Raw genomic sequence first — 25,225 nt, 5'->3', positions numbered from 1 at the left:
GTCAACCTCCTTCGCCGGGGTCGGATTTCGCCACGAAGTCGTAGGCCGCCATCGGGCCGAGCAACGAGATCTCGACCCGGTCCTCCCATTCCCGACCCAGTTCCTGCAGGGCCTGTTCGAGTTCGTCCTGCCGCTCGAGTTCGACGAGGACGGCGATGTGCACGGCATCCTGCTCGTGCGTGGGTTGCCGCTCGTTGACCATCGGGTCGAGCGACGACAGGGCCTCGACCGTGCGGCGCGTGTCCTCGTTCCGTTTGGCCTCGATCGCCGCGTTGATGATTTCCCCGAGCGCCATTCGCGCCTCGCGGGTCGCGTCCTCGGACTGCCCACGGATCTGCTCCCGCAACTGCGCCGCCTCGGAGTTCTCCTCGAGGATCTCCTGCAGGATCGCCCTCTCGTCGTACCGTCCCTTCACGACGAACTGTGCGAGACCGTCGAGTTGGTCGAGGGCCGAGGCGAGTTCGTCCTCGTTCCCCTCGAGCAATTCCGCGGCCACCGCGTCCCGGTCGGTGAGGACGGCACCGAATCTCAGCGGGAGCACGGGGGCGACCGTCACGGTCCCGTCGAGCAACGCGGCGTGCGCCTCGAGATCGTCCGGTGTGCCGAGAGCGCGATCGGTCGGGATCTCGCTCACCAGTGCAGCGATGCGACCGGACTTGACCACCGACACCTCGGCCGGCGGATTGCCCACCCCTTCCGCATGCTCCTCCGGTTCCACATCCGACGGGACGATGCCGTAGACGTAGACCGCAGTGGTCGTGGCGGTTTCGTCGCTGTCGCCCTGCTCGGGTCGTTCGGTCTGTTCGGTGGACATCAGTCCTCACCCCTGCGTGATCGTCGAGCGGGCTGCCGCTGCTCCTGGACGTCCCCGAGGAACTCGCTGACTTTCTCCCCCGCAGCCTCGAGCGCGCCCTTCGTCTTGTGCTTGGAACCGCCGGAGGTGATGTCGCCGACGAGATCCGGAAGGCCCTTCGGCTCGTTGTCGGAGATCTCGAGCCGGTTCACCGCTTCCGCGAAACGCAGATAGGTGTCGACACTGGCCACGACGACGCGGGCGTCGATGGTGAGCAGTTCGATACCGACGAGTGAGACACGCACGAACGCGTCGATGACGAGGCCTTTGTCGAGGATGGTGTCGATGATGTCGGCGAGGCCGGACGAGTTGGGACGGGCCATACCGCCCCCGCCGCCTCCACCGCCGCCCCCTGCAGGTTGGATGGTCATGACCGGGATCCTCTCGAGCGGGACGAGCGCGTACCGGTGCTCTTCGTCGCCCGGGTCCGCTTGGCGGGCGCACGTTTCCGAGGCGGTTCGGGCTCTTCCTCTTCGTCGTCGGGTTCTTCGTCGGAGGACTCGTCCTCCTCGGGATACTCGTCCTCGAGATCCTCCTCGTCCTCGGCCGACTCCTCGTCGCCTTCGTCCTCGGACGGCTCACTCTCCTCGAAATCCTCGTCCTCGTCGCGGATCTCGTCTTCGTCACCGGAGGCGTCGGTCTCCCACTCCTCGCCGTTCTCGCCGGTGTCCTCCTGCTCCTGCTCCTCTTCCTCCCGGCGCGCGGTCTCGTCGTCCTTGACGACCTCGCTGTCGCGGATTTCGCCGTGCCAGCCGACGACGTCGTCGGGATGCAACACGGCTTCGGTCATGACGTGGCGCCGGAAGTGCTTCAGTTCCAGGCGTGACCGGCGACCCACCGCCCGCCACAGATTCGCGGTGCGCTCGAACAGGCCCCGGGGGTGGTACTCGAGCACCAGGAGTATCCGGGTGAGATCCGGTGTGAGTTCATGGAAGGTCACCGCGCCGTCGATGTAACCTTTTCCTCCCTTGGAACGCCACACGATCCGTTCGAACGGCACCTGTTCGAGGATCGTGGACTCCCAGTTCCGACGCGACCAGAAAACCTTGCCCGTCCAATGGAGTTTCTCGTCCTGGACCTGCTCGACCTGTTCGACCTTCTTCATGAACTTCGGCCAGTCGGCGAATTGCGTCCACAGGTCGTAGGCCAGATCGACCGGCACCCCCACGTCGATGCTCTCGACGATGTTGGTGAGCTTGATCTTCTTGTTGCCGCCGCCGCCCCCCTTGCCCCCGCCGGTGACGGCCTCCTTGACGTCCTCGAACTTGTCCTTCGCCGTGTTCTTCAGATTCTCGAACCCCGAGCTCGCCGCCGCCTTCAGCGGCGACTCGCCCTGAGCGAGCTTGTCGACGCCGGTGAGCGCACTGGCCAGATTTCCGCCTTTGCCCTCGGAGTAATCCTGTAATCGTCCCGCTGTGCCGGTGACCCTGTCCGACAGGCTCGACAACGCATTCTGCGCGACGGTTCCTGCGAGGCCCTGCAACGACTGCTGCAGACCGCCGGTCAGTCCGCCCGTGGCCTTCCCCGCCGTGTCCGAGGCGGTGCGGCCCGCCTTACCGGCGGTATCGGTCGCGGTCTTCCCGGCCTTGCCCACCGCGTCGGCGACTTCGCCCGATACATCGCTCAACCTGGCCATCGCTCTCACCGCTTCGTTCGACGTACGGGCGCACGACCGGAGGAGGAGGACGACGCAGTGCTACGCGCTGCGCGCTTGCGCGGCTTCGGCGGTGCCTCCTCCGAGTCGTCCGGATCTTCGCTGTCGGCCGTCTTCTTGCTGCGGGACGTCCGCGGACGGGATGTGGCGCGGGCTGCACGGCGCCGCGGTGCGGGACGCTCGGGTTCCGGCTCCTCTTCGTCGCCCGAATCCTCCTCGCCCGAATCCTCTTCGTCGGAACCCTCTTCGTCCGTCTCGTCGTAATCCGGCTCCTCGTCCCGATTCCGGCTGCCGCGACGCCTGCTGCCGCGACTTTCCTCCTCGTCGCGTGATTCGTCGTATTCGTCCTCGTATTCGGCATCCTCGGGTTCCTCCGATCGCCCGCCACCGCTCGCACGGGACTGCAGACGTTCGTTGAGGGCGTCGATCCGGTTGCTGGCCGCGGTCACGGCAGCGGCACGAGCCGCATGCATGAGTTCTCCGCGAACGGATTCGGTGATCTTGCTGATCTCGGGAGACGAGCCGAGCATCGAGGCGCTGCGCTGCAGGAGTTCCTGCGGATTGCTGGGCAGTTTGCCGGTCATTCCGGCACCGGCGAGCATCATGGCCACCCGCATCTTCTTGGTACGGCCGAGGAAATATCCGATGCCCACACCGAGGGCGACTCGTGCTCCGGGTTTCATCACCGTTCTCCTTCGTATGCCGCGCGTCGTGTGGCGTGCTCGGAAGGGGCCGGGGAGGTCTCGGTACGGTACGCAGCCGATGCGCGTCTTTGTGTGATGCAAACCACAGTACGTCACTCGAGGCCTTGATTCGCGTGCTTCGTCGGCATGCGGATTCCGGAGTGAACGACGGGCTCGAAAAGTACCAATCAGTATGTTGTGCAACAGGATACGAGGCTTGCTACAGATCTCGACCGGCCGTCCGCGGGCATGCCAAAGAAAGGTTCTCGAGCCGGTAAGGATTCCGGAAACCGGAGGCTATCGCCGCGGATGCACCGGGGTGGCGATCCCTGTCGCCTGCAAAGCGAATGCTGCTTCCGGACCGATGATTTCGCCGACGAGTGCGAGGAAGCGGTCGACGAAGGCCGGCCCGTGGGCCCCCTCGGTGGCGTCGTCGGGATCCTGCGGATCGAGATGGTGCGCGAGTTCGTGCAACACCACCATCTCGCGGAACGCCCACGCGGTGTTCACCCGGTGCTCGGGAAGAGCGATCGTCGCGCAGTCGCGTTCGTAGTGTGCGGCCGCGTTGCCCGCACGGGCCCGCACGCGCACCGGCACGGCGGCGCGCTCCCACCGGGTGCGTACCCAGTCGAGGGCGAGCAGGGCGTCGATGTAGTCCTGGACCGAGGCGATGGAGGCGAACCGTCTCTCCACCGGGAGCGTGACGTGGGAACCGGCGACCTCGACGGTCCGCAGACCGCGCTCGTCGGCGCGGTCGAGCATCTTCCGTACGATGGACTCCGCTTCGTACACAGCGGTTCTGCGGGTGTCGCGCACCTTGGTCACCGTTCCAGCCTCCTCGGAGCCGACGGCAGTTCGGGTGCCGTTCCCAGCCGGGCCGCGCGTCCGGCGCGGTCGCCCGCGCGCCGGGCATCGGCCGAGCGCGCCGACGGGGCCCGGTTTCCCCGCCAACTGCCCCGTGCCTGCGACGTACTGCGGTAGAAGTCCTGCAGTTCCAGACTCTTCCCACGCAACACCAACGCCGTACCGGGCGAAGATGTTTCCACCTCGCGTTCGATCTCCTGCTTCGCCTCGGCCAGCCGGGCGCCGATGCGGGCGGCAAACGCCGACTGGAAGTTCAGCCGGGCCGTCACCGCGGCAACGGGCTTGCGCACGCGTGTGCGCACACGGCGGCCACCGCGTTCCTCGACGACGGTGCGCACCGTGGTCTCGTTCCGGTAGGTGCCCTCGCGCAGATATGCGTCGGACGCCCGCACCATCTGCACGAGCAGGGAGGAGTACAGCGCCTCGCACACGTCGATGTCGTCGGCGAAGCCGTAGGCGTAGATGACGGTGGAGTTCGCGGTGATGTCGCACTGCACGTCGTTGGCCCCGGCGATCGCGATGAACAACTGGGCGTAGGTGCGCAGTCCCTTCTTGCCCGTCTCGCCGATGGTGATCAGTCGCTGCACGGGAGTCGCGCGGCGTTCCTTCGCCGCCGTGTGACTGCGCGCGACCGCCAGATCGATCGAGGAGGACGTCGCGAGCCGCTGCGCCGCGGCGAGGAAGGCGTCGGCCTCGTGAGGGTTGTCGGTGGACTCCGCCTGGCGGAGCAACCCGCCGATACGACTCAACATCTTGTCCGAACTCACCCAGCGAGCGTAGAGCTTGGCACCGACTCCGCCCACGAGACCGGGAACACGCACGAAGCTCCTGCGAAACCACCCGCGACCCACCAAGATCGTGCAGATGGACACTGCGGTCGATTTCGTCACCGATATCAACGACACGTTCTGGTATGCGGTGATCGCACTGCTCATCGGTTCGGGCCTGTACTACACGATCCGGTCCCGGTTCATCCAGATCCGGCTCCTGCCCGACATGCTGCGTTCCATCGTGGAGAAACCCGAGAGACAACCCAACGGAGAACCCGGCCTGTCCGCCTTCCGGGCCTTCTCCGTCTCGGCGGCCTCTCGCGTGGGAACGGGCAACGTCGCCGGTGTCGCGATCGCGATCAGCCTCGGTGGTCCCGGCGCGGTGTTCTGGATGTGGGCGATGGCCCTGGTCGGTGCAGCGACCGCTTTCCTCGAGTCCACGCTCGCCCAGCTGTACAAGGTGCGCGACGAGGACGGCAGCTTCCGCGGTGGCCCCGCCTACTACATGCAGTACGGGCTGCGGAAACGCTGGATGGGCATGATCTTTGCGGTCATCATCACGATCACCTACGGATTCGTGTTCAACGCGGTGCAGACCAACTCGATCGTCGACGCCGTCTCGAGTTCCGTCGGCGAGAAGACCATGGCACTCCAGGTGATCGTGGGGCTGGCCGTCGCCCTCATCGTCGGCGCGGTGATCTTCGGCGGAATCCGCCGCATCTCCGGCGTCTCCCAGATCGTCGTGCCGGTCCTGGCGTTCGTCTACCTGGTCATCGGCATCATCGTCGTGGTCCTCAACATCGGCGAGGTTCCGACCATGTTCCGCCTCATCGTCGAGAACGCCTTCGGTCTCGAGGAGGTCATCGGTGGTGGCTTCGGCGCTGCCTTCATGAACGGCATCCGCCGAGGTCTCTTCTCGAACGAGGCCGGCATGGGCTCGGCGCCCAACGCCGGCGCCGCCGCCGCGGTTTCCCACCCGGTCAAGCAGGGCCTGGTCCAGAGCCTCGGCGTCTACTTCGACACCCTGCTGGTCTGCTCGATCACGGCTTTCATCATCCTGCTGTCGGAACCCGAATTCGGCAGCGGTCTCGAGGGCGCCGCTCTGACGCAGAACGCGCTCGCGCTGCAACTCGGTGACTGGACGGTGCACTTCCTCGCCGTGCTGATCTTCTTCCTCGCGTTCACCTCGGTGATCGGCAACTATTACTACAGCGAATCCAACATGGAGTTCCTCACCGGATCGCGCCGCATTCTGCCCTACCTGCGCTCGGCGGTCGTGCTGTGCGTCTTCCTCGGGGCCATCGGCTCGCTGCCGCTGGTGTGGGCGCTGGCCGACCTCGCCATGGGAATCATGGCCACCGTCAACCTCATCGCCCTGATCCCGCTGTCGGGTATCGCCTACGCGTTGTTCCATCACTACAGCGCGCAACGCAAGCAGGGTCGCGACCCCGTCTTCCGCGCCGGTGACGTCCCGGGCCTCCGCGGAATCCAGGTGTGGAACGACGACGACGTCACGCCGGTCGAGAGCCGATCGAGCGACGCACGGTAGATTCCCCTACCGCACGAGCGTGTACCGCTTCGGAAAGGATCTTCGAGATGGCGTCGGTGACCTTCGACAAGGCCACGTGCCTGTTCCCCGGCTCGAGTACGCCTGCGGTCGACGCGCTCGACCTCGAGATCGAGGACGGCGAGTTCCTCGTCCTGGTCGGACCGTCGGGCTGCGGCAAGTCGACCTCGCTGCGCATGCTCGCAGGTCTCGAGGAGGTGCACAGCGGACGCATCCTCATCGGCGACCAGGACGTCACCGGGCAGGATCCGAAGGAACGCGACATCGCGATGGTGTTCCAGAACTACGCCCTCTACCCGCACATGTCGGTCGCGGAGAACATGGGCTTCGCGCTGAAACTGGCCAAGACACCCAAGAACGAGATCCGCGAACGGGTCGTCGAGGTCGCGAAGATGCTCGACCTCGAGCAGTTCCTCGACCGCAAGCCCAAGGCGCTGTCCGGCGGTCAGCGTCAGCGCGTCGCGATGGGGCGCGCCATCGTCCGCCAGCCGCAGGTCTTCCTCATGGACGAGCCGCTGTCGAACCTCGACGCCAAACTCCGCGTGCAGACCCGCACGCAGATCGCACAGCTGCAGCGCCGCCTCGGCACCACCACCGTCTACGTCACCCACGACCAGGTCGAGGCCATGACGATGGGCGACCGCGTCGCTGTGCTCGAGAAGGGCATCCTGCAGCAGTGCGCGTCGCCGCGCGTGCTCTACAACAAGCCCGCGAACGTCTTCGTCGCCGGTTTCATGGGCTCGCCCGCGATGAACCTGTTCCGCCTCCCGGTCTTCGACCGCGGCGCGATGATCGGCGACACCCACGTACCGGTGCCGCGCGACGTGGTCGGCCAGGTCACCGAGAAGGAGGTCGTGCTCGGGATCCGGCCCGAACACCTCGAGATCTCGAACGAGGGTCTGGCCATGGATGTCGACGTGGTCGAGGAGCTCGGCTCGGAGGCCTACGTCTACGGCCGGGCCGACGTCGGCGGGATCGTCCAGCAGATCGTCGCCCGCAGCGACTGGCGCAACCCTCCGCAGAAGGGCGACCGGCTGTACCTGCGCTTCGACCCCGAGCACGTGCACGTCTTCGGAACGTCCGACGGGAAGCGGATCGGCTGATCACCGCTCCGGGATCGGTCTGCGGAGTCGACACTCGACCGATTCAGGATGGGCGGAATGCCGACTTTTACCGGTGCTGCGTGCCACAGTAGTGGCCGGTGTCGGTGCAGCTGGGTCACCGACGTGTGTTCTACGACCTCGAAATGGGGAGTTGTTGATGGTTCTGAATACGAAGGCGATGCGGAGGGCTGCGATCGCCGCTACGGCCGCGACCGCGCTCGTTCTCGCGGGCTGCTCGTCGGACAACGGTGGCGACGACACCTCGACCGGCGGCGAGGATACCGCTGCTTCCGGTGAGGGCCGCGGCCCGATCACGATCGTCGAGGGGCAGGATCCCCTGAACGCGGCGCTCGAGAGCATCATCGCCGACTGGAACGCCGAGCATCCCGACGAGCAGGTGACGTTCAAGCCGCTGGCCAAGGAGGCCAACGACCAGTACGACGACATCGCCCAGCGGATGCAGGCCCGCAGCGACGAATACGACCTCATCGCCGTGGACGTCACCAACACGGCGGAGTTCGCCGCGAACGGCTGGCTGCTCCCCCTCGAGGACGACCTGGCGATCGACACCGAGGGCCTGCTGCCCGCGACCGTCGAGTCGGGTACCTACAACGGCACCCTGTACGCCGCCCCGAAGAACACCAACGGCGCGTTCCTCTACTACCGCACCGACCTCGTCGACGAGGCCCCCGCGACCTGGGACGACCTGAAGGCCGAGTGCCCGAAGGCCGAGGAGGCGGGTATCGCCTGCTACATCGGTCAGTTCAAGAACTACGAGGGCCTGACGGTCAACGTCACCGAGATCGTCAACGCCTTCGGTGGCTCCTTCGTCGCCGAGGACGGCCTGACCCCGGCCGTCGACGACAAGACAGCCGAGGGCCTGCAGTTCATCGTCGACAACTTCGAGGACGGCATCATCCCGGCCGCCGCGCAGACCTACACCGAGGGCGAGTCGCAGACCGCCTTCGGCAATGGTGAGGCACTGTTCCTGCGCACGTGGCCCGGCTTCTACACCGACGGTGAGACCTCATCGGTCGCCGGCAACTACGGCATCGCCGTCCTGCCCGGCGTCGACGGCCCCGGCGTCTCGACGCTCGGCGGTTACAACGTCGGCATCAGCGCGTTCTCGGATGCTCCCGCCACCGCGCGCGACTTCCTCGAGTTCATGCAGACCCGCCAGGCGCAGATGTACTACGCAGAAGCGGGCGGCGCCCCGGTTCTCGCCGAGGTCTACGACGACGCCTCGATCCTCGAGCAGTACCCCTACTTCTCGACGCTGAAGGAGGCCCTCGAGGCCGCCAAGCCGCGTCCGGCGTCGCCGTACTACTCGGCCGTGTCGAAGGCGATCGCCGACAACGCCTACGCTGCGATCCGTGGCGAGAAGACCGTCCAGCAGGCGCTGGACGACACCCGGGCCGGCATCGAGACCGCCGGCAACTGATGCTCTAGGAGCAGTACATGGCTGACCCGCAGGTCGACACTCCCGCGGATCCGCCACACGCCCCCGCGGTCGGGACCGTCCCCGGTCCCGACCGCGGACGTGTCGGCGGACGTCACCGCGTGCCCGCACCTCCCGTCACGGCGGTGAAGAAGCGGCGCAAGATCCCGGTGTGGATGTTCGTCGCCCCGTCGATGCTCGTCCTGGCCGTGATCATCCTGTACCCGCTCGGACGAGCGGTGTGGATGTCGCTGCACGGTGACTCGAAGCGACTCGACCCCGAGACGGGCCGATTCGTCACCGGGGGTTTCGTGGGGATCGAGAACTATACGCGCTGGATCACCCAGACCTGCAACACCGCCACCGGTTCGATTCCGTGCCCTCCGGGCACCCTCGGCTCCCAGTTCTGGCAGTCGATCTTCAACACCTTCTTCTTCACCGTCGTCACGGTCTCGCTCGAGACGGTGATCGGTTTCGCGATGGCGATCGTGATGGCCAAGTCGTTCCGGGGTCGCGGCCTGCTGCGCGCCTCGGTGCTGGTGCCGTGGGCGATCCCCACCGCCGTCACCGCCAAGCTGTGGTTCTTCATCTTCGCCAACGACGGTGCCGCCAACAAACTGCTCGGCACCGACTACCTGTGGACCGCCGATCCGTGGCCCGCGCGCTTCGCGATCATCGTCGCCGACGTGTGGAAGACGGCACCGTTCATGGCGCTGCTCATCCTCGCCGGCCTGCAGATGATCCCGCAGGACGTCTACGAGGCCGCGAAGGTCGACGGTGCGAACGCCTGGCAGCGGTTCAAGATGATCACGCTGCCGCTGGTCAAGCCCGCCCTCATGGTGGCGATCCTCTTCCGCACCATGGACGCGCTGCGCATGTACGACCTGCCCGCGATCATGATGGGGTCCAATCCGGCGACGTCCACGATCTCGGTGCTCGTCGTCGACCAGATGCGTCAGGGTTCGAACTCCGCGTCCGCCCTGTCGACGATCACCTTCCTGCTCATCTTCGCCGTCGCCTTCGTGCTGGTGCGGTTCCTCGGCGCCAACGCGGTGAGTACGCAGGAGAAGCAGCGTAAGGGGGAGGTCGTATGACCGTCACCACCGAGATTCCTCGGAGCCGGCCGGAGCCGGAGCCCACGCCGGTGCAGACCCGCAAGGTGCCGTTCAAGCGCAGGATGAGCACGGTCGGCACCTATCTGGGTGTCGCGCTGATCGTCATGTGGGGCCTGGCCCCCTGCTATTGGATGATCGTCACGGCCCTGCGCGACCCGTCGGAGACGTTCAGCACGACCCTGTGGCCGTCGAACCCGACACTGCAGAACTTCGCCGACGCGCTCGACCCCGACGCCAAGGTCAACTTCTCGCGGGCGCTGCTCAACAGCGTCATCATCGCCGGCGCCACCACGGCGGTCGCGCTGCTGCTCGGCGTGTTCACCGCCTACGCCCTGTCGCGCTTCGAGTTCCGCGGTAAGTACTTCGTCACCGGCATCATCCTCGGCGCGTCGATGTTTCCGGTCGTCGCGCTCGTGACGCCGCTGTTCCAGCTGTTCACCGACATCGGCTGGATCGGCAAGTACCAGGCGCTGATCATCCCGAACATCTCGTTCGTGCTGCCGCTGACCGTCTACACGCTCACCTCGTTCTTCTCCGAACTGCCGTGGGAGCTCGAGGAGGCCGCCCGCATGGACGGCGCGACGCGCGGGCAGGCGTTCCGCCTGGTCATGCTGCCGCTCGCGGCACCTGCGCTGTTCACCACGGCGATCCTCGCCTTCATCGCGACCGTCAACGAGTACCTGCTGATGTCGCAGCTGTCGAGCGAGAGCACGGCCCCGGTGACGGTGGCGATGGCACGGTTCACCGGCACCGACCCGTACGTCACCCCGTACGCGTCGATCATGGCCGGCGGCACGCTCGTCATGGTGCCGCTCGTGGTGATGGTGCTGCTCTTCCAGCGACGCATCATCTCGGGTCTGACCGCGGGTGGCGTCAAGTCGTGAGGAAGGTTCCGCGCCGGAACCGACTCGAGATGCTGCTCGGCCTGCTCACGGTGTTCACGGTGATGGCCGTGATCTCCGCGGTCGCCGAGCTGACGTCGCCGCAACCCGGCATCGTGCCGTCCCTCGTGCTGCTCGCATTCGTCGTGATGTGGGGGTTCGCGCTCCGCGCGTGGCGCCGATCGGGCTGACCCTGTCGTGACGATGGCCCCGCCGTGACGTGAGAAGAAGCACCGTACCGGTGTTCCGGAGGCGTCTCGTGGTCGTTTCCGTACCATACGGTGGGCGGGAGACCCTCCCGTCCGGATTTTCGGTACCGAGAAAGTGGAACGAGTGACGAGCCCGACAAGGTCGACATCCTCGCGCGCCGCCGCGGCCGCAGCGAAGAAGCGCAGGGGACGCATCGTTCGCTACGCCGTACTCGTCGCGTTCGTTCTCGCCGTGCTCGTCCCGCTCGGGATCTTCGCCACCGCCTACTACTCGGCGGAGGTGCCGACCCCGGCGGACATGAAGACGAACCAGCTCGCGCGGGTCTACGCATCCGACGACGCCACCGAGATCACCCGGGTGGTCCCGCCGGAGGGCAACCGTGTCGAGGTCGGGATCGCGCAGATCCCCGAGCACGTCCGCAACGCCGTGCTGTCGGCGGAGGACCGCAACTTCTACAGCAACCCGGGCTTCTCGATCACCGGTTTCGCACGCGCAGCCCGCGACAACGTCATGGGCAAGGACACCGCCGGCGGCGGTTCCACGATCACGCAGCAGTACGTCAAGAACGTGCTCGTCGGCTCCGATCGCACGCTCGAACGCAAGATGCGCGAACTCGTCATCTCCACCAAGATGGCGCGGCAGTGGTCGAAGGACGAGATCCTCGAGGCGTACCTCAACACCATCTACTTCGGTCGCGGCGCCTACGGCATCGGCGCGGCGTCCCAGGCGTACTTCGGCAAGCCCGTCGAGGAACTGTCGGTCTCCGAGGGCGCCGTCCTGGCCGGGGTGATCCAGACACCGTCGTCGCTCGACCCCGAGTACAACCTGCCTGCCATCGAGGAGCGCTGGAACTACGTGCTCGACGGCATGGTCGAGATGAAGGTCCTCGACCCGGCCGAGCGGCCGGACCAGGTGTTCCCCCCGACGGTGCCGTCGGACACCCTCGTGCTGGCCACCGAGGCGACCGGACCGGAAGGTCACATCCGTACCCAGGTGCTGCGTGAGCTGTCCGCGGCGGGGATCAGCGAACAGGCCCTCAACACCGAAGGTCTGCGCATCACTACCACCATCGACCTGAAGACCCAGCAGGCGGCGATCGACGCCGCTCGGTCCACGCTGTCCGGCGAACCCGGGGAACTGCGCACCGCCGTGGTCTCGATCGATCCCCGCTCCGGTGCCGTGCGCGCCTACTACGGCGGTGAGGACGGTGCCGGTTTCGACTTCGCACAGGCCCCCGTCCAGACGGGTTCGGCGTTCAAGGTGTTCGGCCTGCTCGCCGCCCTCGACGACGGGATCGGCCTCAACGCGCGTTTCGACAGCTCCCCGCTCACGGTGGGCAATATCCGCATCGGCAACGTCGAGGGTGAGTCGTGCGGACGTTGCACGATCGCCGAGGCGCTCAAGCGGTCGCTGAACACGAGCTTCTACCGGCTCATGATGTCCATGTCGAACGGCCCGCAGAAGATCGCCGACGCCGCGCATGCGGCGGGGATCCCGCTGACGATCCCCGGGGTCGAGGGGCAGACGCTGAGCGAGAACGGCGGTCCGCCGGAGGGCGGCATCGTCCTCGGCCAGTACCAGGCACGGGTCATCGACATGGCTTCCGCCTACGCGACGATCGCCGCGTCCGGTGTCTTCCACGAGCCGTACTTCGTGCAGAAGGTCGTCACGGCCGACGGTGTCGTGCTCCTCGATCGTCCGCCGTCACCCGGCGAGCAGCGCTTCGACGCCGCGGTCGCCGACAACGCAACCCAGGCCATGATGCCGATCGCCGCATACTCGCGCGGGCACGCGCTCGCCGGTGGCCGGCCGTCGGCGTCGAAGACCGGCACCACGCAGCTCGGCGACACCGGGTTGAACAAGGACGCCTGGATGGTCGGGTACACGCCGTCGCTGTCGACGGCCGTGTGGATGGGCACCCCCGACGCCGGGGCGATCACCAACAGCTGGGGCGGGTCGATCTACGGTTCCGGACTGCCGTCGGACATCTGGAAGAGAACGATGGACGGCGCCCTCGAAGGCACGCCAGTCGAGAGCTTCCCGTGGCCGGCGTCGATCGGTGGTCAGGCGGGTGTCCCGAAGGACGCCGGCATCGAGGCCACCACCGCTCCCCCGGCGCCGACCTTCCAGCTGCCCGACCTGTCGAACCTGCCGCCGATCACGATTCCCGCGCCCCCGGTCGATCTGCCTGTCCCCGTGCCTTCGCAGATCGAGGTGTTCCCCGGCGTGACGATCCAGATCCCCGGCTTGTAGATCCGCACTCCACCCATCGAGGGGAGGTCGTGTGCGTGTTCCCGTCCGGGAACGCACACAACCTCCCCTTCGTCGTCGAGGCGGTTCGGGTCTACGGCCCGGCCAGCACCGTCGGCAGCAGCGCGGCCGAACAGTCGACGACCTCGTCGACGCTCGGTGTGCCTTCGCGGAACCGGTCGATGGCCAGCGACTCCACGAACGCCCACCACGCCCGCAGCCGCATGCGGGTGACGGGGGTGTCATCGCAGCCCAGCGCCGCGACGACCCGCTCGACCATGGTGTCGCGCATCGAGTCGTGGATGTCGCGGATCTGAGGGTCGGAGCCGACGCCGCTGTGGAAGAACGTCTGGTAGTTGTCGCCGTGGCGGTCGATGAACGACACGAACGGGTGCAGCACCGCCCGGAGGGGATCCTGCTCGTCCGGATCGGGATCCGCCGCGCGGAGCAACCGGCGTGATGCGGCGCCGACGACGGCGACGTAGAAGTCCTGCTTCGTGGGGAAGTAGCGGAACAGCAGGCCGCGGGAGATGCCGGCGATCTCGGCGACGCGGTCGATCGACAGGGCGTGGATCGGGCGCGTCGACAGCTCCTGCAGCCCGATCGCCACGAGTTGCCGGCGACGTTCCTCGGGTGGCAGGCGACGCCGTCCTTTGGACGCCTCTTGTCGCGGGGTGCTCACACCGATAGCCTAACTGAGCATCGCTCAGTTACGACCGCCCGACCGGGCAGATTCCCGGTCGAACTCGACGGAAGGCACCCGATGGATTTCGCACAGTCCGAGCGCAGTCGCGACTATCTCGAACGCCTCCGAGCGTTCATCGTCGCCGAGGTCACGCCCGTCGAACAGCGACTGCGGGCCGAGCGACGCACCCCGGGCGAGGGACGACGCGACATCGACGCCGCCGAGAGGTGGGCCGTCTCCCCCGAATTCCGCGAGCTGCAGCGCAAGGCCCGCGCCGAGGGCCTGTGGAACCTCTTCCTGCCCGACGCCGAACTCGGTGCCGGACTGTCGAACATCGAATACGCCCCGCTCGCCGAGGAGATGGGCCGCTCGCAGTTCGCCTCCGCGGTGTTCAACTGCGACGCCCCCGACACCGGCAACATGGAGGTCCTCTACCATTACGGCAGCGAGGCGCAGAAGGAACAGTGGCTGCGCCCGCTCCTCGACGGTGAGATCCGTTCGGCCTTCTGTATGACCGAACCCGAGGTCGCGTCGTCGGACGCGACGAACATGGCCGCGACCGCCGTGGTCGAGGGCGACGAGATCGTGCTCAACGGCCGTAAGTGGTGGAGCACCGGCGTCGGCCATCCCGACTGCAAGGTGCTCATCTTCATGGGCCTGACCGATCCGGAAGCCCACAAGTACCAGCGACATTCGATGGTCCTCGTGCCCTTCGACACCCCCGGCGTGAAGGTCGAACGCATGCTCCCGACGATGGGCTTCTTCGACGAGCCCGGCGGCCACGGCGAGGTGTCGTTCACCGACGTGCGACTGCCGCTCGATGCCGTCATCGCCGGTCCCGGACGAGGATTCGAGATCGCCCAGGGCCGGCTCGGTCCCGGCCGCATCCACCACTGCATGCGCCTCGTCGGGCTGGCCGAGCACACCCTCGAACTCGCGTGTCGCCGCGGCCTCGAGCGCACCGCCTTCGGCAAGCCGATCATCAACCTCGGTGGCAACCGCGAACGCATCGCCGACGCCCGTATCGCGATCAACCAACTGCGGCTGCTCGTCCTGCACGCGGCCTGGCTGCTCGACACGCAGGGACTCGCCGGAGCGCGCTCGGCGGTCTCGGAGATCAAGGTCGTCGCACCGCGCGTCACCCAGCAGATCGTCGACTTCGCCATCCAGATCCACGGTGGTGGCGGGCTTTCCGACGACTTCCCCCTCGCCGGTGCGTGGACGGCGGCGCGAGCACTGCGTCTCGCCGACGGACCCGACGAGGTGCACCAGGGGCTCGTCGCCCGGTTCGAACTCGGCAAGTACGCGTGAGAGGGAGATTTCGACGATGACCACACTTCCCGACAACGCCCGCACCGTTCGCGAGGAGGACGCCTTCGACGTCGACGCGGTCGCGGCCTGGCTCGCCGAGCACGCCGGCATCACCGGAGTGCCGGAGGTCCGCCAGTTCTCCGGCGGCGCATCCAACCTGACCTACCTGCTGCGCTATCCGGATCGCGATCTCGTGCTGCGCCGGCCGCCGGCCGGGGCGAAGCCGTCGTCCGGTCACGACATGGCACGCGAGTACCGCATCCAGTCGATGCTCGCACCGGTCTACCCCTACGTGCCCACCATGATCGGCCTGTGCACCGATCACAGCGTGCTCGGCAGCGACTTCTACGTCATGGACCGCGTTCCCGGAACCATCCTGCGGACGAATCCGCCCACGCAACTCGACCTCTCCGAAGCGGATACCCGCACCCTGTGCCTGCGCATCGTCGATCTGCTCGTCGAACTGCACGGCATCGATCCGGAGTCCGCAGGACTGTCCGAACTGGGTCGCGGATCCGGTTACGTCGCACGGCAGGTCGCGGGCTGGACGTCGCGCTACGCCAAGGCCCGCACCGACAACGTCCCCGACTTCGCCCGTGTCACCGAGTGGTTGGCGGCTCGGCAGCCGCAGGACGTCGCGCAGACCGTGATCCACGGCGACTTCCGGCTCGACAACATCGTCCTCGACGAGAACGATCCGCTGAATCCGGTCGCGGTCCTCGACTGGGAGCTGGCCACCATCGGCGACCCCCTGATGGACCTCGGCTCGTCGCTCGCCTACTGGGTCCAGGCGGACGACGACGACATGCTGCTGCTGACGAAGCGACAGCCGTCCGATCTCCCCGGCATGCTCACTCGTCAGGAGATCGTCGAATACTATTCCGAGCGAACCGGACTGCCGGTGGACGGTTGGGGATTCTACGAGGTGTTCGGACTGTTCCGCCTCGCCGTGATCGCCCAGCAGATCTACTACCGCTATCACCACGGCCACACCTCCAATCCTGCCTTCAAGGACTTCTGGATCGTGGTCGGCTATCTCGAATCCCGTTGCAGTGCATTGATCGATCGATACGAGAAGGAGAGCCGATGAGCCGCCCGCAGCGACGGAACATCCTCATCACCGGTGCGAGTTCCGGCCTCGGTGCCGGAATGGCGCGTGAATTCGGCGCGCGAGGAAGGAATCTCGCGCTCGCCGCTCGGCGCGTCGAACGGCTCGAGGAGCTGCGGGACGAACTGCTCGCCGCGTACCCGGGCATCACCGTGAGCGTGCGCGCTCTCGATGTGAACAAGCACGACGACGTGTTCACCGTCTTCCGCGAGTTCGACGAGGAGCTCGGTGGTCTCGATCGGGTGATCGTCAACGCCGGCCTCGGCAAGGGACAACCGCTCGGTACCGGCTACTTCCGCGCGAACGCCCAGACGGCGAACACCAACTTCCTCGGTGCACTGGCGCAGAGCGAAGCGGCCCTCGAGCTCATGCGGCCCCGTGGGCGCGGGCACGTCGTCCTCATCTCGTCCATGAGCGCGGTGCGGGGCATGCCGCGCAACCTGACGACCTACGCCGCGTCGAAGGCCGCCGTCGCCTCGCTCGGTGAGGGGATGCGGGCCGACCTCGCCGACACCGACATCTCGGTGAGCACGATCTTCCCGGGATACATCCGGTCGGAGATCAACGAGAAGGTGAAGAAGGTCCCGTTCATCGTCGACACCGAAACAGGTTGTCGCGCACTGGCGGCTGCGATCGAGAAGGAACCGGCCAAGGCGTACGTGCCGGGCTGGCCGTGGATTCCGCTCGGCTACGCGATGAAGGTGCTGCCGCTGTCGGTGATCCGGAAGATGGCGTAGGCGGGTCCGGAACCCACAGCGGCAACGGCGAAGGCCGCATCCCACGTGAGGGATGCGGCCTTCGCCGGAAATACTGCCGGAGAACGACTTACGCGTCGGCTCCGATGATGAACGCCTCGAGCTGGGCACGAGCGGAATCGTCGGCCATCTGGACCGGCGGGGACTTCATCAGGTATGCCGAAGCCGGGAGGATCGGGCCGCCGATGCCGCGGTCCTTGGCGATCTTCGCCGCGCGGATGGCGTCGATGATGATGCCGGCCGAGTTCGGGGAGTCCCAGACCTCGAGCTTGTACTCGAGGTTCAGCGGGGCGTCACCGAAGGCGCGACCCTCCAGGCGGACGTATGCCCACTTGCGGTCGTCGAGCCACTGCACGTAGTCGGAGGGGCCGATGTGCACGTCGCGGTCGTGGACCTTGCCGGCGAGGGGGCCGTTGAGGTTCGACGTGACGGCCTGGGTCTTGGAGACCTTCTTCGACTCCAGACGCTCGCGCTCGAGCATGTTCTTGAAGTCCATGTTGCCGCCGACGTTGAGCTGGTACGTGCGGTCGAGCACGACACCGCGGTCCTCGAACAGCTTTGCCATCACGCGGTGGGTGATGGTGGCGCCGACCTGCGATTTGATGTCGTCGCCGACGATCGGGACACCGGCGTCGGTGAACTTCTGCGCCCACTCGGGGTCGGAGGCGATGAACACGGGGAGAGCGTTGACGAAGGCGACGCCCGCGTCGATGGCGCACTGCGCGTAGAACTTGTCGGCCTCTTCGGAACCCACGGGGAGGTAGGAGACGAGAACGTCGACCTGGGCGTCCTTGAGCGCCTGAACCACGTCGACGGGCTCGGTGTCGGACAGCTCGATGGTCTCGGCGTAGTACTTGCCGATGCCGTCGAGCGTGTGGCCGCGCTGCACGGGCACGCCGAGCGGCGGCACATCGGCGATCTTGATGGTGTTGTTCTCGCTCGCGAGGATCGCCTCGGACAGGTCGAAGCCGACCTTCTTGGCATCCACGTCGAACGCGGCGACGAACTGGACGTCGCGCACGTGGTAGGGACCGAATTCGACGTGCATCAGGCCGGGGACGGTGGTCTCGGCGTCCGCATCCTTGTAGTACTCGACGCCCTGGACCAGGGAAGAGGCACAGTTCCCCACGCCCACAATGGCCACGCGCACCGCGGTGCTGTTCTCACCCATGGTCGGGTTCTCCTTCTTTGTTGCGTGCTGCTGACGACTGCTCGGCGGCGATGAGTTCGTTGAGCCAGCGCACTTCGCGCTCGCTGGACTCGAGGCCGAGCTGATGGAGCTGACGGGTGTAACGATCGAGTGTGCCGCTGGCCCGTCCGATCGCATCGCGGAGCGCTTCTCTGCGCTCCTCGACCTGGCGGCGCCTGCCTTCGAGAATTCGCATCCGCGCTTCGGCGGGAGTGCGACCGAAGAAGGCGAGGTGCACGCCGAATCCGTCATCGGTGTAGTTCTGCGGTCCCGTGTCGGCGACCAGCTCGGTGAAGCGTTCTCGACCCTTCGGGGTGAGCTGATAGACGCGGCGGGCACGTCGTTTCACGGGACCGGGAATTCCCGGATCCTCTTCGATGAGGCCGTCCGCCTGCATTCTCCGCAGAGTCGGATAGAGCGACCCGTAGGAGAAGGCGCGGAAGGCTCCGAGGAGCCCGGTCAGACGCTTGCGCAGCTCGTAGCCGTGCATGGGCGATTCGAGGAGGAGCCCGAGTATCGCCAGTTCTAGCACGGGTCACCTCCTGTTTCCGTTCGAACCAACCGATTGATACGACACGGAACTATATCGCGCCGATATATACGACGATACGCCCCATACGGTTCGTGTCACGTCCGGTTGCGGGCGGGCACCCTTCTCCGGACCCGATCGGACATGCGTCGGTGCCACCTCGACCACCCGTCTTCGATGTCCAGTGGGCCACTCCCCGCCCCTCGCCGCATCGCCCGCACGTACTCTGGAAGCCGTGCGAATTCAGCGGCAGGTGGTGGACTACGCGTTGCAGCGGCGCTCGCTGCTCGCAGAGGTCTACTCGGGGCGACGCGGAGTCAGCGAGGTCTGCGACGCGAGCCCCTATCTGCTGCGGGCGGCGAAATTTCACGGCCGGGGCAGCGATGTGATGTGCCCCATCTGCCGTAAGGAGCAGTTGACTCTTGTCTCGTGGGTCTTCGGCGACAAACTCGGTCCGGTGTCCGGGTCGGCGCGCACCCCCGAAGAGTTGGTGCGTCTGGCCGCCAGCCAGGAGGAATTCTCGGTTCACGTGGTCGAGGTGTGCCGCACCTGCAGCTGGAATCACCTGGTGCAGTCGTACGTCCTGGGATCGCAACCAGCACCCAAGAGCCCGCGTCGCCGGTCGACGGGATCGAGCCGTCGTACCGCCAGCGAGTGAAGGGGTACCGGCAACGTGCCCGTACGCTTTCTCGTGGAGTTCGCTCCTGGGTCCGACCCGCACGACCTGATCGTCGCGTCGTCCGCTGCGCACATCGTCGATCGACTGCCGTCCGTCGGCATCGCCGATCGGCTCTTCGTGGAGCAGTGTCGAGGCCGCGGCGTGATGCGTCGCGAGAACAGTTGGAGATGAGTACGTGAGTTCCCCCGACAACGAACCCGAGGACAACAAGGCCGTCCCGCCCCAGCGCAGCGGTCCCGCCGGACCGCAACCCGGGCAGCAACGTCCCGGTCCTCCTGCCGGTGCCGGTCAGGGACAGCCGGGTCCGGGACAGCCCGCTCCGGGACAGCAGCGCCCTGCCCAGGGCCCGGTGCAGGGTCGTCCGTTGCCGCCGCAACCGCGCCCGCAGGGTCAGCCGGGAGCACAGGGCCAGCCGGGCCGACCGGGCGGACAGCCCGGTGGTCCCGCAGGTCAGCAACCGCCGCGCCCCGGCAGCCGGCCGCCGTACCCGCCCCAGGCTCCCGGTCAGGGACAGCGTCCTCAAGCCCCCGTCCAGGGACAGCGCCCTCAGTCCCCCGGCCAGGGACAGCGTCCTCCGGCTCCCGGTCAGGGGCAGGGACCGGGCCCCCAGCAGGGCCGACCGGGACAGCCGTACCCACCGCGCGGACCGGTGCCCGCCCCGGGCGCCAACCAGCCGCGTAACCCCAACCAGTCGATGCCGCCGCGTCCCGGCACGTTGCCGCCCGGCGCGGTGCCTCCCGTCCAGCGCACGCCGCAGGCCGATCCGACCGTCGCCATGCGTCCCGGAGCGGACGCGGCAGGTGCGCAGCGTCCCGGAGCGGACGCGGCAGGTGTACAGCGTCCCGGAGCGGATGCCCCGACGCAGCGGGTCTCCGCGGCGAGCGCTGCAGTCGGTGCGAGTGCTGCAAAGAGTGCGAGTGCTGCGGACGATGCACCCACGACGCGCGTTGCCGGTGGCCCGCCCGCAGGCGGACCTCCCACGGTTCCGCCCGGTGGCGGTTCGGGTGGCGGCGCCGGGGGTGGAAAGGGCGACGGCAAGAGCAACCGCTGGCGCACGATCCGCCGGATCGGTTACGGCGTGGTCGCCGCCGGCATCCTCGTCCCGATCCTCATGTTCATGCTGGCGTACATCGTCCAGGACGTGCCGCGCCCCGGTGAGCTGCAGACGAACCAGGCCGCGACCATCTTCAACTCCGACGGCCAGGGTGTCATCACGAAGGTGATCCCACCGGAGGGCAACCGCACCGAGGTCGAACTCGACGCGATCCCCGTGCACGTCCGCAACGCCGTGCTCGCCGCCGAGGACCGCGATTTCTACAGCAATCCCGGCTTCTCGGTCACCGGCTTCGCGCGTGCCGCCCGCGACAACGTGCTCGGCCGCGACAGCGCCGGTGGTGGTTCGACCATCACCCAGCAGTACGTGAAGGTCGCCGTCGTCGGTTCCGAGCGGACGTTGACGCGAAAGCTCAAGGAGCTGGTGCTGTCGACGAAGATGGCGAACCAGTGGGCCAAGGACGACATCCTCGCGGCCTACCTCAACACCATCTACTTCGGTCGCGGTGCCTACGGCATCGCAGCGGCGTCGAACGCGTACTTCGGCAAGCCCGTCGGTGAGCTCACCGTCGAGGAGGGCGCCGTGCTCGCGTCGTCGATCCAGTTGCCGTCGCTGCTCGATCCCGAGCAGAACCCCGAGGGTGCGGAGGCGCGCTGGAACTACGTGCTCGACGGCATGGTCGCCGCCGGCACGCTCGATGCCGCCGAACGGTCGGGTATGAAGTACCCGGCCTACGTGCCGATCGCTGAGCTCGACAACGGCGACCAGTCGTCCGGCCCCGAAGGTCTGATCAAGAACCAGGTGCTCGCCGAGTTGGCCCGCGAGGGCATCGACGAGAACCTCCTCAATACGGCCGGTCTCCAGATCACCACGACGATCGACCCCCAGGCCCAGCAGTCGGCGGTCGAGGCGGCGCAGAGCAATCTCGAGGGCGAACCCGAGGAGTTGCGTACCGCGGTGGTGTCGGTCGATCCCCGGTCCGGGGCGATCCGCGCCTACTACGGCGGGGAGAGCGGTGTCGGTTACGACTTCGCCCAGTCCGGTCTGCAGACGGGTTCGTCGTTCAAGGTGTTCGGCCTGGCCGCCAACCTCGACCAGGGCGTGCCGTTGTCGCAGACCTACGACAGCGGTCCGCTGACGGTCAACGGCATCAAGATCGGCAACGTCGAGGGCGAGTCGTGCGGGCAGTGCACCATCGCCGAAGCGCTCAAGCGGTCGCTGAACACGAGCTTCTACCGGATGATGCTCGAGATGGACAACGGCCCGCAGGCCATCGCCGACATGGCGCACAAGCTGGGTGTCGCGAAGGAACTGCCGGGCATCGGTGAGACGCTCACCGAGCCGGGGGGCGTCGGCCCCAACTACGGCATCGTGCTGGGCCAGTACCAGTCGCGCGTGCTCGACATGGCCTCGGCGTACGCCACGCTCGCGGCGTCCGGCCGTCATCACGAGCCGTACTTCGTGCAGAAGGTCGTGACGTCCGACGGCGAGGTGCTCCTCGACCGTGGCACCCCTGCCGGTGAGCAGGTCGTCGACGCGGCGGTGGCCGACAACACCACTTCCGCGATGACCCCGATCGCCGCGTACTCGAACGGCCACGCCCTGGCCGGCGGCCGTCCGTCCGCGTCGAAGACCGGTACCGCTCAGCTCGGCGACACCGGCTCCAACAAGGACGCGTGGATGGTCGGTTACACCCCGTCGCTGTCGACCGCGGTGTGGGTCGGCACCGAGGAGGGCCTGCCCCTCGAGAACAGCTGGGGCGGCATGATCTACGGCTCGGGTATCCCGTCGGACATCTGGAAGGACACGATGGACGGCGCTCTCGAAGGCACCGAGGTCGAGTCGTTCCCGAAGCCGGAACCGATCGCCGGTGTCTCCGGCGTGCCGGCGTGGACCGCGTCGACGACAGCTCCGGCCACCCGTGAGCAGACCACCACCTCGCGTGTCGTGCCGAGTCTTCCCGAGGTTCCGGAGATCACCACGCAGAACGTGGAGATCTTCCCCGGCGTCACCATCCCCGTTCCGGGTGTCGCCCCGCAGACGACCACCCAGAACGCGCCCTCCCGTCCCGGTAACGGCGGTCAGGAGGAAGAGAGCGAGGATACCGGCGGCGGAACCGGCGGTGGTACCGGCGACGACTCCGACGAGGGTGGATCGCCTCCGCAGAACCGCATCCCGGGACTCGAGAGCCCCGCGATCCCGGGCGCGCAGGGAGGCGGATTCCAGGGCGCGCAGGGCGGTAGTCCCCAGGGCGCGTTCGAATACGCTCCGGCCGGGTAGCCTCGCCGCGTGAGCGACGACCGGGGATCCGACGCCCGGCCGGTGGTGTCCGCTGCACCACCGGCCGAGGATCGTCGTTCCCTGGATTGGCGCGACACCCCCGGGCGTACCGACCCGACGGTGTCGCGCCTGACCGCCGTCATCGGCGGTCCGGCGGGCCGGCACGCCGTGCTCGGGCGCACCCGCTTCTTCACTCCCCTGCGGGCGATGTTGCTGCTCGCGGTCGTCTTCCTCGCCTTCGGCTGGTTCACGAAGGCGGCCTGCGTCCAGCAGGGACCCGTCGGTCCCGACGGCGCGCTCGGCCTGGACTGGAGCGGCAACCGGCAGTACGTGGCGATGTGTTATTCCGACATCGTTCCGCTCTACGGTGCCGAACGGCTCGCCGAAGGCGCCTTCCCGTACCGGACGTCGTGGGAGGAACCCGGCCCGGACGGGCAGATGCAGACCCGGTACATGGAGTATCCGGTGCTCGCGGGGCTCTACCAGTACGGTTCGATGCGCATCGCGAAGGCGTGGGACGCCACACCGTGGCTCCCCGATGCACTGCAGGTCGCGATCTACTTCGCCGTCGTCGCGGTCGGTCTCGCGCTCGCCTGGCTCGTCACGGTGTGGGCCACCGCGATGTCGGCGGGCCGCAGGATCTGGGACGCCGCGCTCGTCGCGGCGTCACCACTGGTCGTGGTGCACGCCTTCACGAACTTCGATGCCCTGGCCACGGCCTTCGCCGCGGGTGGTCTGCTGGCGTGGGCCCGCCGTCGACCGGTTCTCGCCGGCGTCCTGCTCGGCCTCGGTGCGGCGACGAAGTTGTATCCCTTGCTGTTGCTCGGTCCGCTGCTGGTGCTGTGCCTGCGGACCGGCCACCTGCGGTCGTTTGCCCGCACCGCGGGAGCGGCCGCCGCGGCGTGGCTAGTGGTGAACCTGCCGATCATGGTGCTGTACCCGAGCGGGTGGGCGGAGTTCTTCCGACTCAACTCCGATCGCGGAGCGGATCCGGATTCGATCTACAACGTGCTGCACTCGTTCGTGGGCTGGCCGGCCTGGTCGGCCTCGACCTTCAATGGGGTCTCGCTCGTGTTGTTCGCCGCGGCCTGCGCCGCGATCGGGTGGATCGGGCTCACCGCGCCGCGCCGTCCCCGCCTCGCGCAGCTGTGTTTCCTTCTCGTCGCGGCCTTCCTGCTCACGAACAAGGTGTGGAGTCCGCAGTATTCGCTGTGGCTCGTGCCGCTCGCCGTGCTGGCCGTACCCCACCGGCGCGCACTGGTCGCCTGGATGACGATCGATGCGCTGGTGTGGGTTCCGCGCATGTACTACTACCTCGGTCCCGATCGGAAGGGGCTGCCGGAGCAGTGGTTCACCGCCACGGTCTTCCTGCGCGACGTCGCCGTCGTGGCACTGTGCGCGGTTGTGCTGTGGCAGATCCGGCGTCCGGTGCGGGATCCCGTGCGGTACGGCTTCGTCGACGATCCCGTCGGTGGTGTGCTCGACCAGGCTCCCGACCGTCCGCCACGATGGCTGCCCGCCAGGTTGCGACCTGCTCACCATCGGGTCACAAGAGAAGAATCATCCGAACGAGGGATGTCGGAGACTTCGTCGGTCCCCTAGGCTCGGGAACGAGCACGAGGGGGGACAATGGCGAGCGGCGGACGGGGATTCGGAGCGGGGACGGATGTCACCGCCTCACAGTTCACGACGTGTGAGTTGGCGTGGACGGTCGCGAGCGGCGACGCCACCGCGATCCCACGACTTCTGCGCGACCTGCATCCGCTCGTGATCGCCTACTTCCGGGCCCGTGCGAAAGCCGCCGGAGGTACCTTCGCCGACGCCGATCGTCTCGCCCTGGCCGCCTGCCGTGCGATTCTCGCCGAGCTCACCGCGCCGTCCGGAGCCGACCGGCCTTTCCTGCGGTTGGCCTACACGCTGGTCGCCGACGCGGCCGATGCCGAGTTCGCGAGCCCGCGGGCCTTCCCTCTGACCCGACTCCAGCAGGAGATCCTCATCCTGCGCACCATCGTGGGTCTCGACTCGTGGCAGACCGCGGTGGCGCTCGCCGTGGCGCCGGGACGGGTCGGTGTCGAGCAGCACGCGGCGCTGAGTTCCCTGCGCGCGGCCTGAACCGGGTGGACAGAGTCCACATCCACGGGTGCGAGATGAACAGCCGCCTCGCCGCTTCGGTCTTCGAGTCCGCTGCCAGTCAGGTGAGCAGAACTTCCTTCTCGCGGGCGGGGTAAGTCCCGGGGAATGGTGGGA

At 67.4% G+C, this 25,225-nt stretch carries 24 protein-coding genes; 15 read left to right on the top strand and 9 right to left on the bottom strand.

The window, feature by feature from the left end; all coding sequences use genetic code 11:
- Position 1: 1 nt before the first annotated feature.
- The 6 genes from K3M35_RS08940 to K3M35_RS08915 all read right to left on the bottom strand — a co-directional run bounded on the left by K3M35_RS08940 (position 2) and on the right by K3M35_RS08915 (position 4,821).
- Positions 2-814, bottom strand: a complete 813-nt coding sequence (locus K3M35_RS08940) for a GvpL/GvpF family gas vesicle protein (RefSeq protein WP_033098477.1) — start codon at positions 812-814, stop codon at positions 2-4.
- Positions 814-1,224 carry a gas vesicle protein GvpJ gene (gvpJ, locus tag K3M35_RS08935; RefSeq protein WP_217579371.1) on the bottom strand — a complete coding sequence of 137 codons (411 nt, stop codon included), beginning with the start codon at positions 1,222-1,224 and terminating at the stop codon, positions 814-816. Before gvpJ ends, K3M35_RS08940 begins: the two co-directional genes overlap by 1 nt.
- Positions 1,221-2,489 carry an SRPBCC family protein gene (locus K3M35_RS08930; RefSeq protein ID WP_217579372.1) on the bottom strand — a complete coding sequence of 423 codons (1,269 nt, stop codon included), beginning with the start codon at positions 2,487-2,489 and terminating at the stop codon, positions 1,221-1,223. Before K3M35_RS08930 ends, gvpJ begins: the two co-directional genes overlap by 4 nt.
- A gap of 5 nt (positions 2,490-2,494) precedes the next feature.
- Positions 2,495-3,190: a hypothetical protein gene (locus tag K3M35_RS08925; RefSeq protein WP_217579373.1), complete on the bottom strand. Its 696-nt coding sequence runs from the start codon at positions 3,188-3,190 to the stop codon at positions 2,495-2,497.
- A 297-nt stretch (positions 3,191-3,487) separates the two neighbouring features.
- Positions 3,488-4,015 (bottom strand): TIGR04338 family metallohydrolase, encoded by a 528-nt coding sequence (locus K3M35_RS08920; RefSeq protein WP_217579374.1) that lies wholly within the window; start codon positions 4,013-4,015, stop codon positions 3,488-3,490.
- Positions 4,012-4,821 (bottom strand): DUF2786 domain-containing protein, encoded by an 810-nt coding sequence (locus K3M35_RS08915; protein ID WP_037217436.1) that lies wholly within the window; start codon positions 4,819-4,821, stop codon positions 4,012-4,014. Before K3M35_RS08915 ends, K3M35_RS08920 begins: the two co-directional genes overlap by 4 nt.
- Positions 4,822-4,918: 97 nt before the next feature.
- Between K3M35_RS08915 and K3M35_RS08910 the strand changes: the two genes are divergently transcribed.
- From K3M35_RS08910 to K3M35_RS08880, 7 genes are all read left to right on the top strand, one after another.
- On the top strand, positions 4,919-6,373 hold the full coding sequence (locus K3M35_RS08910) for a sodium:alanine symporter family protein (RefSeq protein ID WP_019290531.1): 1,455 nt from the start codon (positions 4,919-4,921) through the stop codon (positions 6,371-6,373).
- Positions 6,374-6,420: 47 nt separating this feature from the next.
- On the top strand, positions 6,421-7,494 hold the full coding sequence (locus tag K3M35_RS08905; RefSeq protein ID WP_060652503.1) for an ABC transporter ATP-binding protein: 1,074 nt from the start codon (positions 6,421-6,423) through the stop codon (positions 7,492-7,494).
- Positions 7,495-7,651: 157 nt separating this feature from the next.
- Positions 7,652-8,935 (top strand): ABC transporter substrate-binding protein, encoded by a 1,284-nt coding sequence (locus K3M35_RS08900; RefSeq protein ID WP_006550832.1) that lies wholly within the window; start codon positions 7,652-7,654, stop codon positions 8,933-8,935.
- 17 nt (positions 8,936-8,952) lie between these two features.
- Entirely contained in the window at positions 8,953-10,026 is a 1,074-nt protein-coding gene (locus K3M35_RS08895) for a carbohydrate ABC transporter permease (RefSeq protein ID WP_019290533.1), read from the top strand.
- Between the two features lie 83 nt (positions 10,027-10,109).
- A complete protein-coding gene (locus tag K3M35_RS08890) occupies positions 10,110-10,931 on the top strand; it encodes a carbohydrate ABC transporter permease (RefSeq protein ID WP_064256104.1) in 822 nt (273 codons plus the stop codon).
- Entirely contained in the window at positions 10,928-11,119 is a 192-nt protein-coding gene (locus K3M35_RS08885; RefSeq protein WP_217579376.1) for a hypothetical protein, read from the top strand. The genes K3M35_RS08890 and K3M35_RS08885 overlap by 4 nt, the downstream gene beginning before the upstream one ends.
- A gap of 142 nt (positions 11,120-11,261) precedes the next feature.
- Positions 11,262-13,391 carry a transglycosylase domain-containing protein gene (locus tag K3M35_RS08880; protein WP_217579377.1) on the top strand — a complete coding sequence of 710 codons (2,130 nt, stop codon included), beginning with the start codon at positions 11,262-11,264 and terminating at the stop codon, positions 13,389-13,391.
- Positions 13,392-13,482: 91 nt separating this feature from the next.
- Here the strand turns inward: K3M35_RS08880 and K3M35_RS08875 are convergent, their stop codons facing one another.
- On the bottom strand, positions 13,483-14,070 hold the full coding sequence (locus K3M35_RS08875) for a TetR/AcrR family transcriptional regulator (RefSeq protein WP_024102478.1): 588 nt from the start codon (positions 14,068-14,070) through the stop codon (positions 13,483-13,485).
- A gap of 81 nt (positions 14,071-14,151) precedes the next feature.
- Between K3M35_RS08875 and K3M35_RS08870 the strand changes: the two genes are divergently transcribed.
- Genes K3M35_RS08870 through K3M35_RS08860 form a run of 3 tightly spaced genes read left to right on the top strand, consistent with a single transcriptional unit; the run spans position 14,152 to position 17,229 of the window.
- Entirely contained in the window at positions 14,152-15,384 is a 1,233-nt protein-coding gene (locus tag K3M35_RS08870; protein WP_006550825.1) for an acyl-CoA dehydrogenase family protein, read from the top strand.
- Positions 15,385-15,400: 16 nt separating this feature from the next.
- Positions 15,401-16,474: a phosphotransferase family protein gene (locus tag K3M35_RS08865; RefSeq protein ID WP_006550824.1), complete on the top strand. Its 1,074-nt coding sequence runs from the start codon at positions 15,401-15,403 to the stop codon at positions 16,472-16,474.
- On the top strand, positions 16,471-17,229 hold the full coding sequence (locus K3M35_RS08860; protein WP_217579378.1) for an SDR family oxidoreductase: 759 nt from the start codon (positions 16,471-16,473) through the stop codon (positions 17,227-17,229). Before K3M35_RS08865 ends, K3M35_RS08860 begins: the two co-directional genes overlap by 4 nt.
- Positions 17,230-17,317: 88 nt before the next feature.
- On the opposite strand, the gene K3M35_RS08855 is transcribed toward K3M35_RS08860, so the two are convergent.
- Both K3M35_RS08855 and K3M35_RS08850 read right to left on the bottom strand, forming a co-directional pair.
- Positions 17,318-18,418 carry an inositol-3-phosphate synthase gene (locus K3M35_RS08855; RefSeq protein WP_006550822.1) on the bottom strand — a complete coding sequence of 367 codons (1,101 nt, stop codon included), beginning with the start codon at positions 18,416-18,418 and terminating at the stop codon, positions 17,318-17,320.
- A complete protein-coding gene (locus tag K3M35_RS08850; protein ID WP_006550821.1) occupies positions 18,411-18,968 on the bottom strand; it encodes a PadR family transcriptional regulator in 558 nt (185 codons plus the stop codon). The genes K3M35_RS08855 and K3M35_RS08850 overlap by 8 nt, the downstream gene beginning before the upstream one ends.
- Before the next feature lie 232 nt (positions 18,969-19,200).
- Here K3M35_RS08850 and K3M35_RS08845 point away from each other — a divergent pair, with 232 nt between their 5' ends.
- The 5 genes from K3M35_RS08845 (at position 19,201) to K3M35_RS08825 (ending at position 25,090) form a co-directional block, all read left to right on the top strand.
- Positions 19,201-19,623, top strand: a complete 423-nt coding sequence (locus tag K3M35_RS08845; protein WP_172414849.1) for a DUF5318 domain-containing protein — start codon at positions 19,201-19,203, stop codon at positions 19,621-19,623.
- Between the two features lie 15 nt (positions 19,624-19,638).
- On the top strand, positions 19,639-19,815 hold the full coding sequence (locus K3M35_RS08840) for a hypothetical protein (protein ID WP_153811623.1): 177 nt from the start codon (positions 19,639-19,641) through the stop codon (positions 19,813-19,815).
- A 523-nt stretch (positions 19,816-20,338) separates the two neighbouring features.
- Positions 20,339-22,978: a transglycosylase domain-containing protein gene (locus tag K3M35_RS08835; protein ID WP_217580265.1), complete on the top strand. Its 2,640-nt coding sequence runs from the start codon at positions 20,339-20,341 to the stop codon at positions 22,976-22,978.
- A 9-nt stretch (positions 22,979-22,987) separates the two neighbouring features.
- Positions 22,988-24,580: a glycosyltransferase family 87 protein gene (locus K3M35_RS08830; protein ID WP_220666307.1), complete on the top strand. Its 1,593-nt coding sequence runs from the start codon at positions 22,988-22,990 to the stop codon at positions 24,578-24,580.
- Positions 24,581-24,607: 27 nt separating this feature from the next.
- On the top strand, positions 24,608-25,090 hold the full coding sequence (locus K3M35_RS08825) for a hypothetical protein (RefSeq protein ID WP_024102475.1): 483 nt from the start codon (positions 24,608-24,610) through the stop codon (positions 25,088-25,090).
- Positions 25,091-25,225 lie beyond the last annotated feature (135 nt).

Source organism: Rhodococcus sp. DMU2021 (genome assembly GCF_019641445.1).
Classification (GTDB): domain Bacteria; phylum Actinomycetota; class Actinomycetes; order Mycobacteriales; family Mycobacteriaceae; genus Rhodococcus; species Rhodococcus pyridinivorans.
The sequence above is the reverse complement of the archived record's forward strand: the minus strand, read 5'-3'. Positions and strand labels throughout refer to the sequence as shown.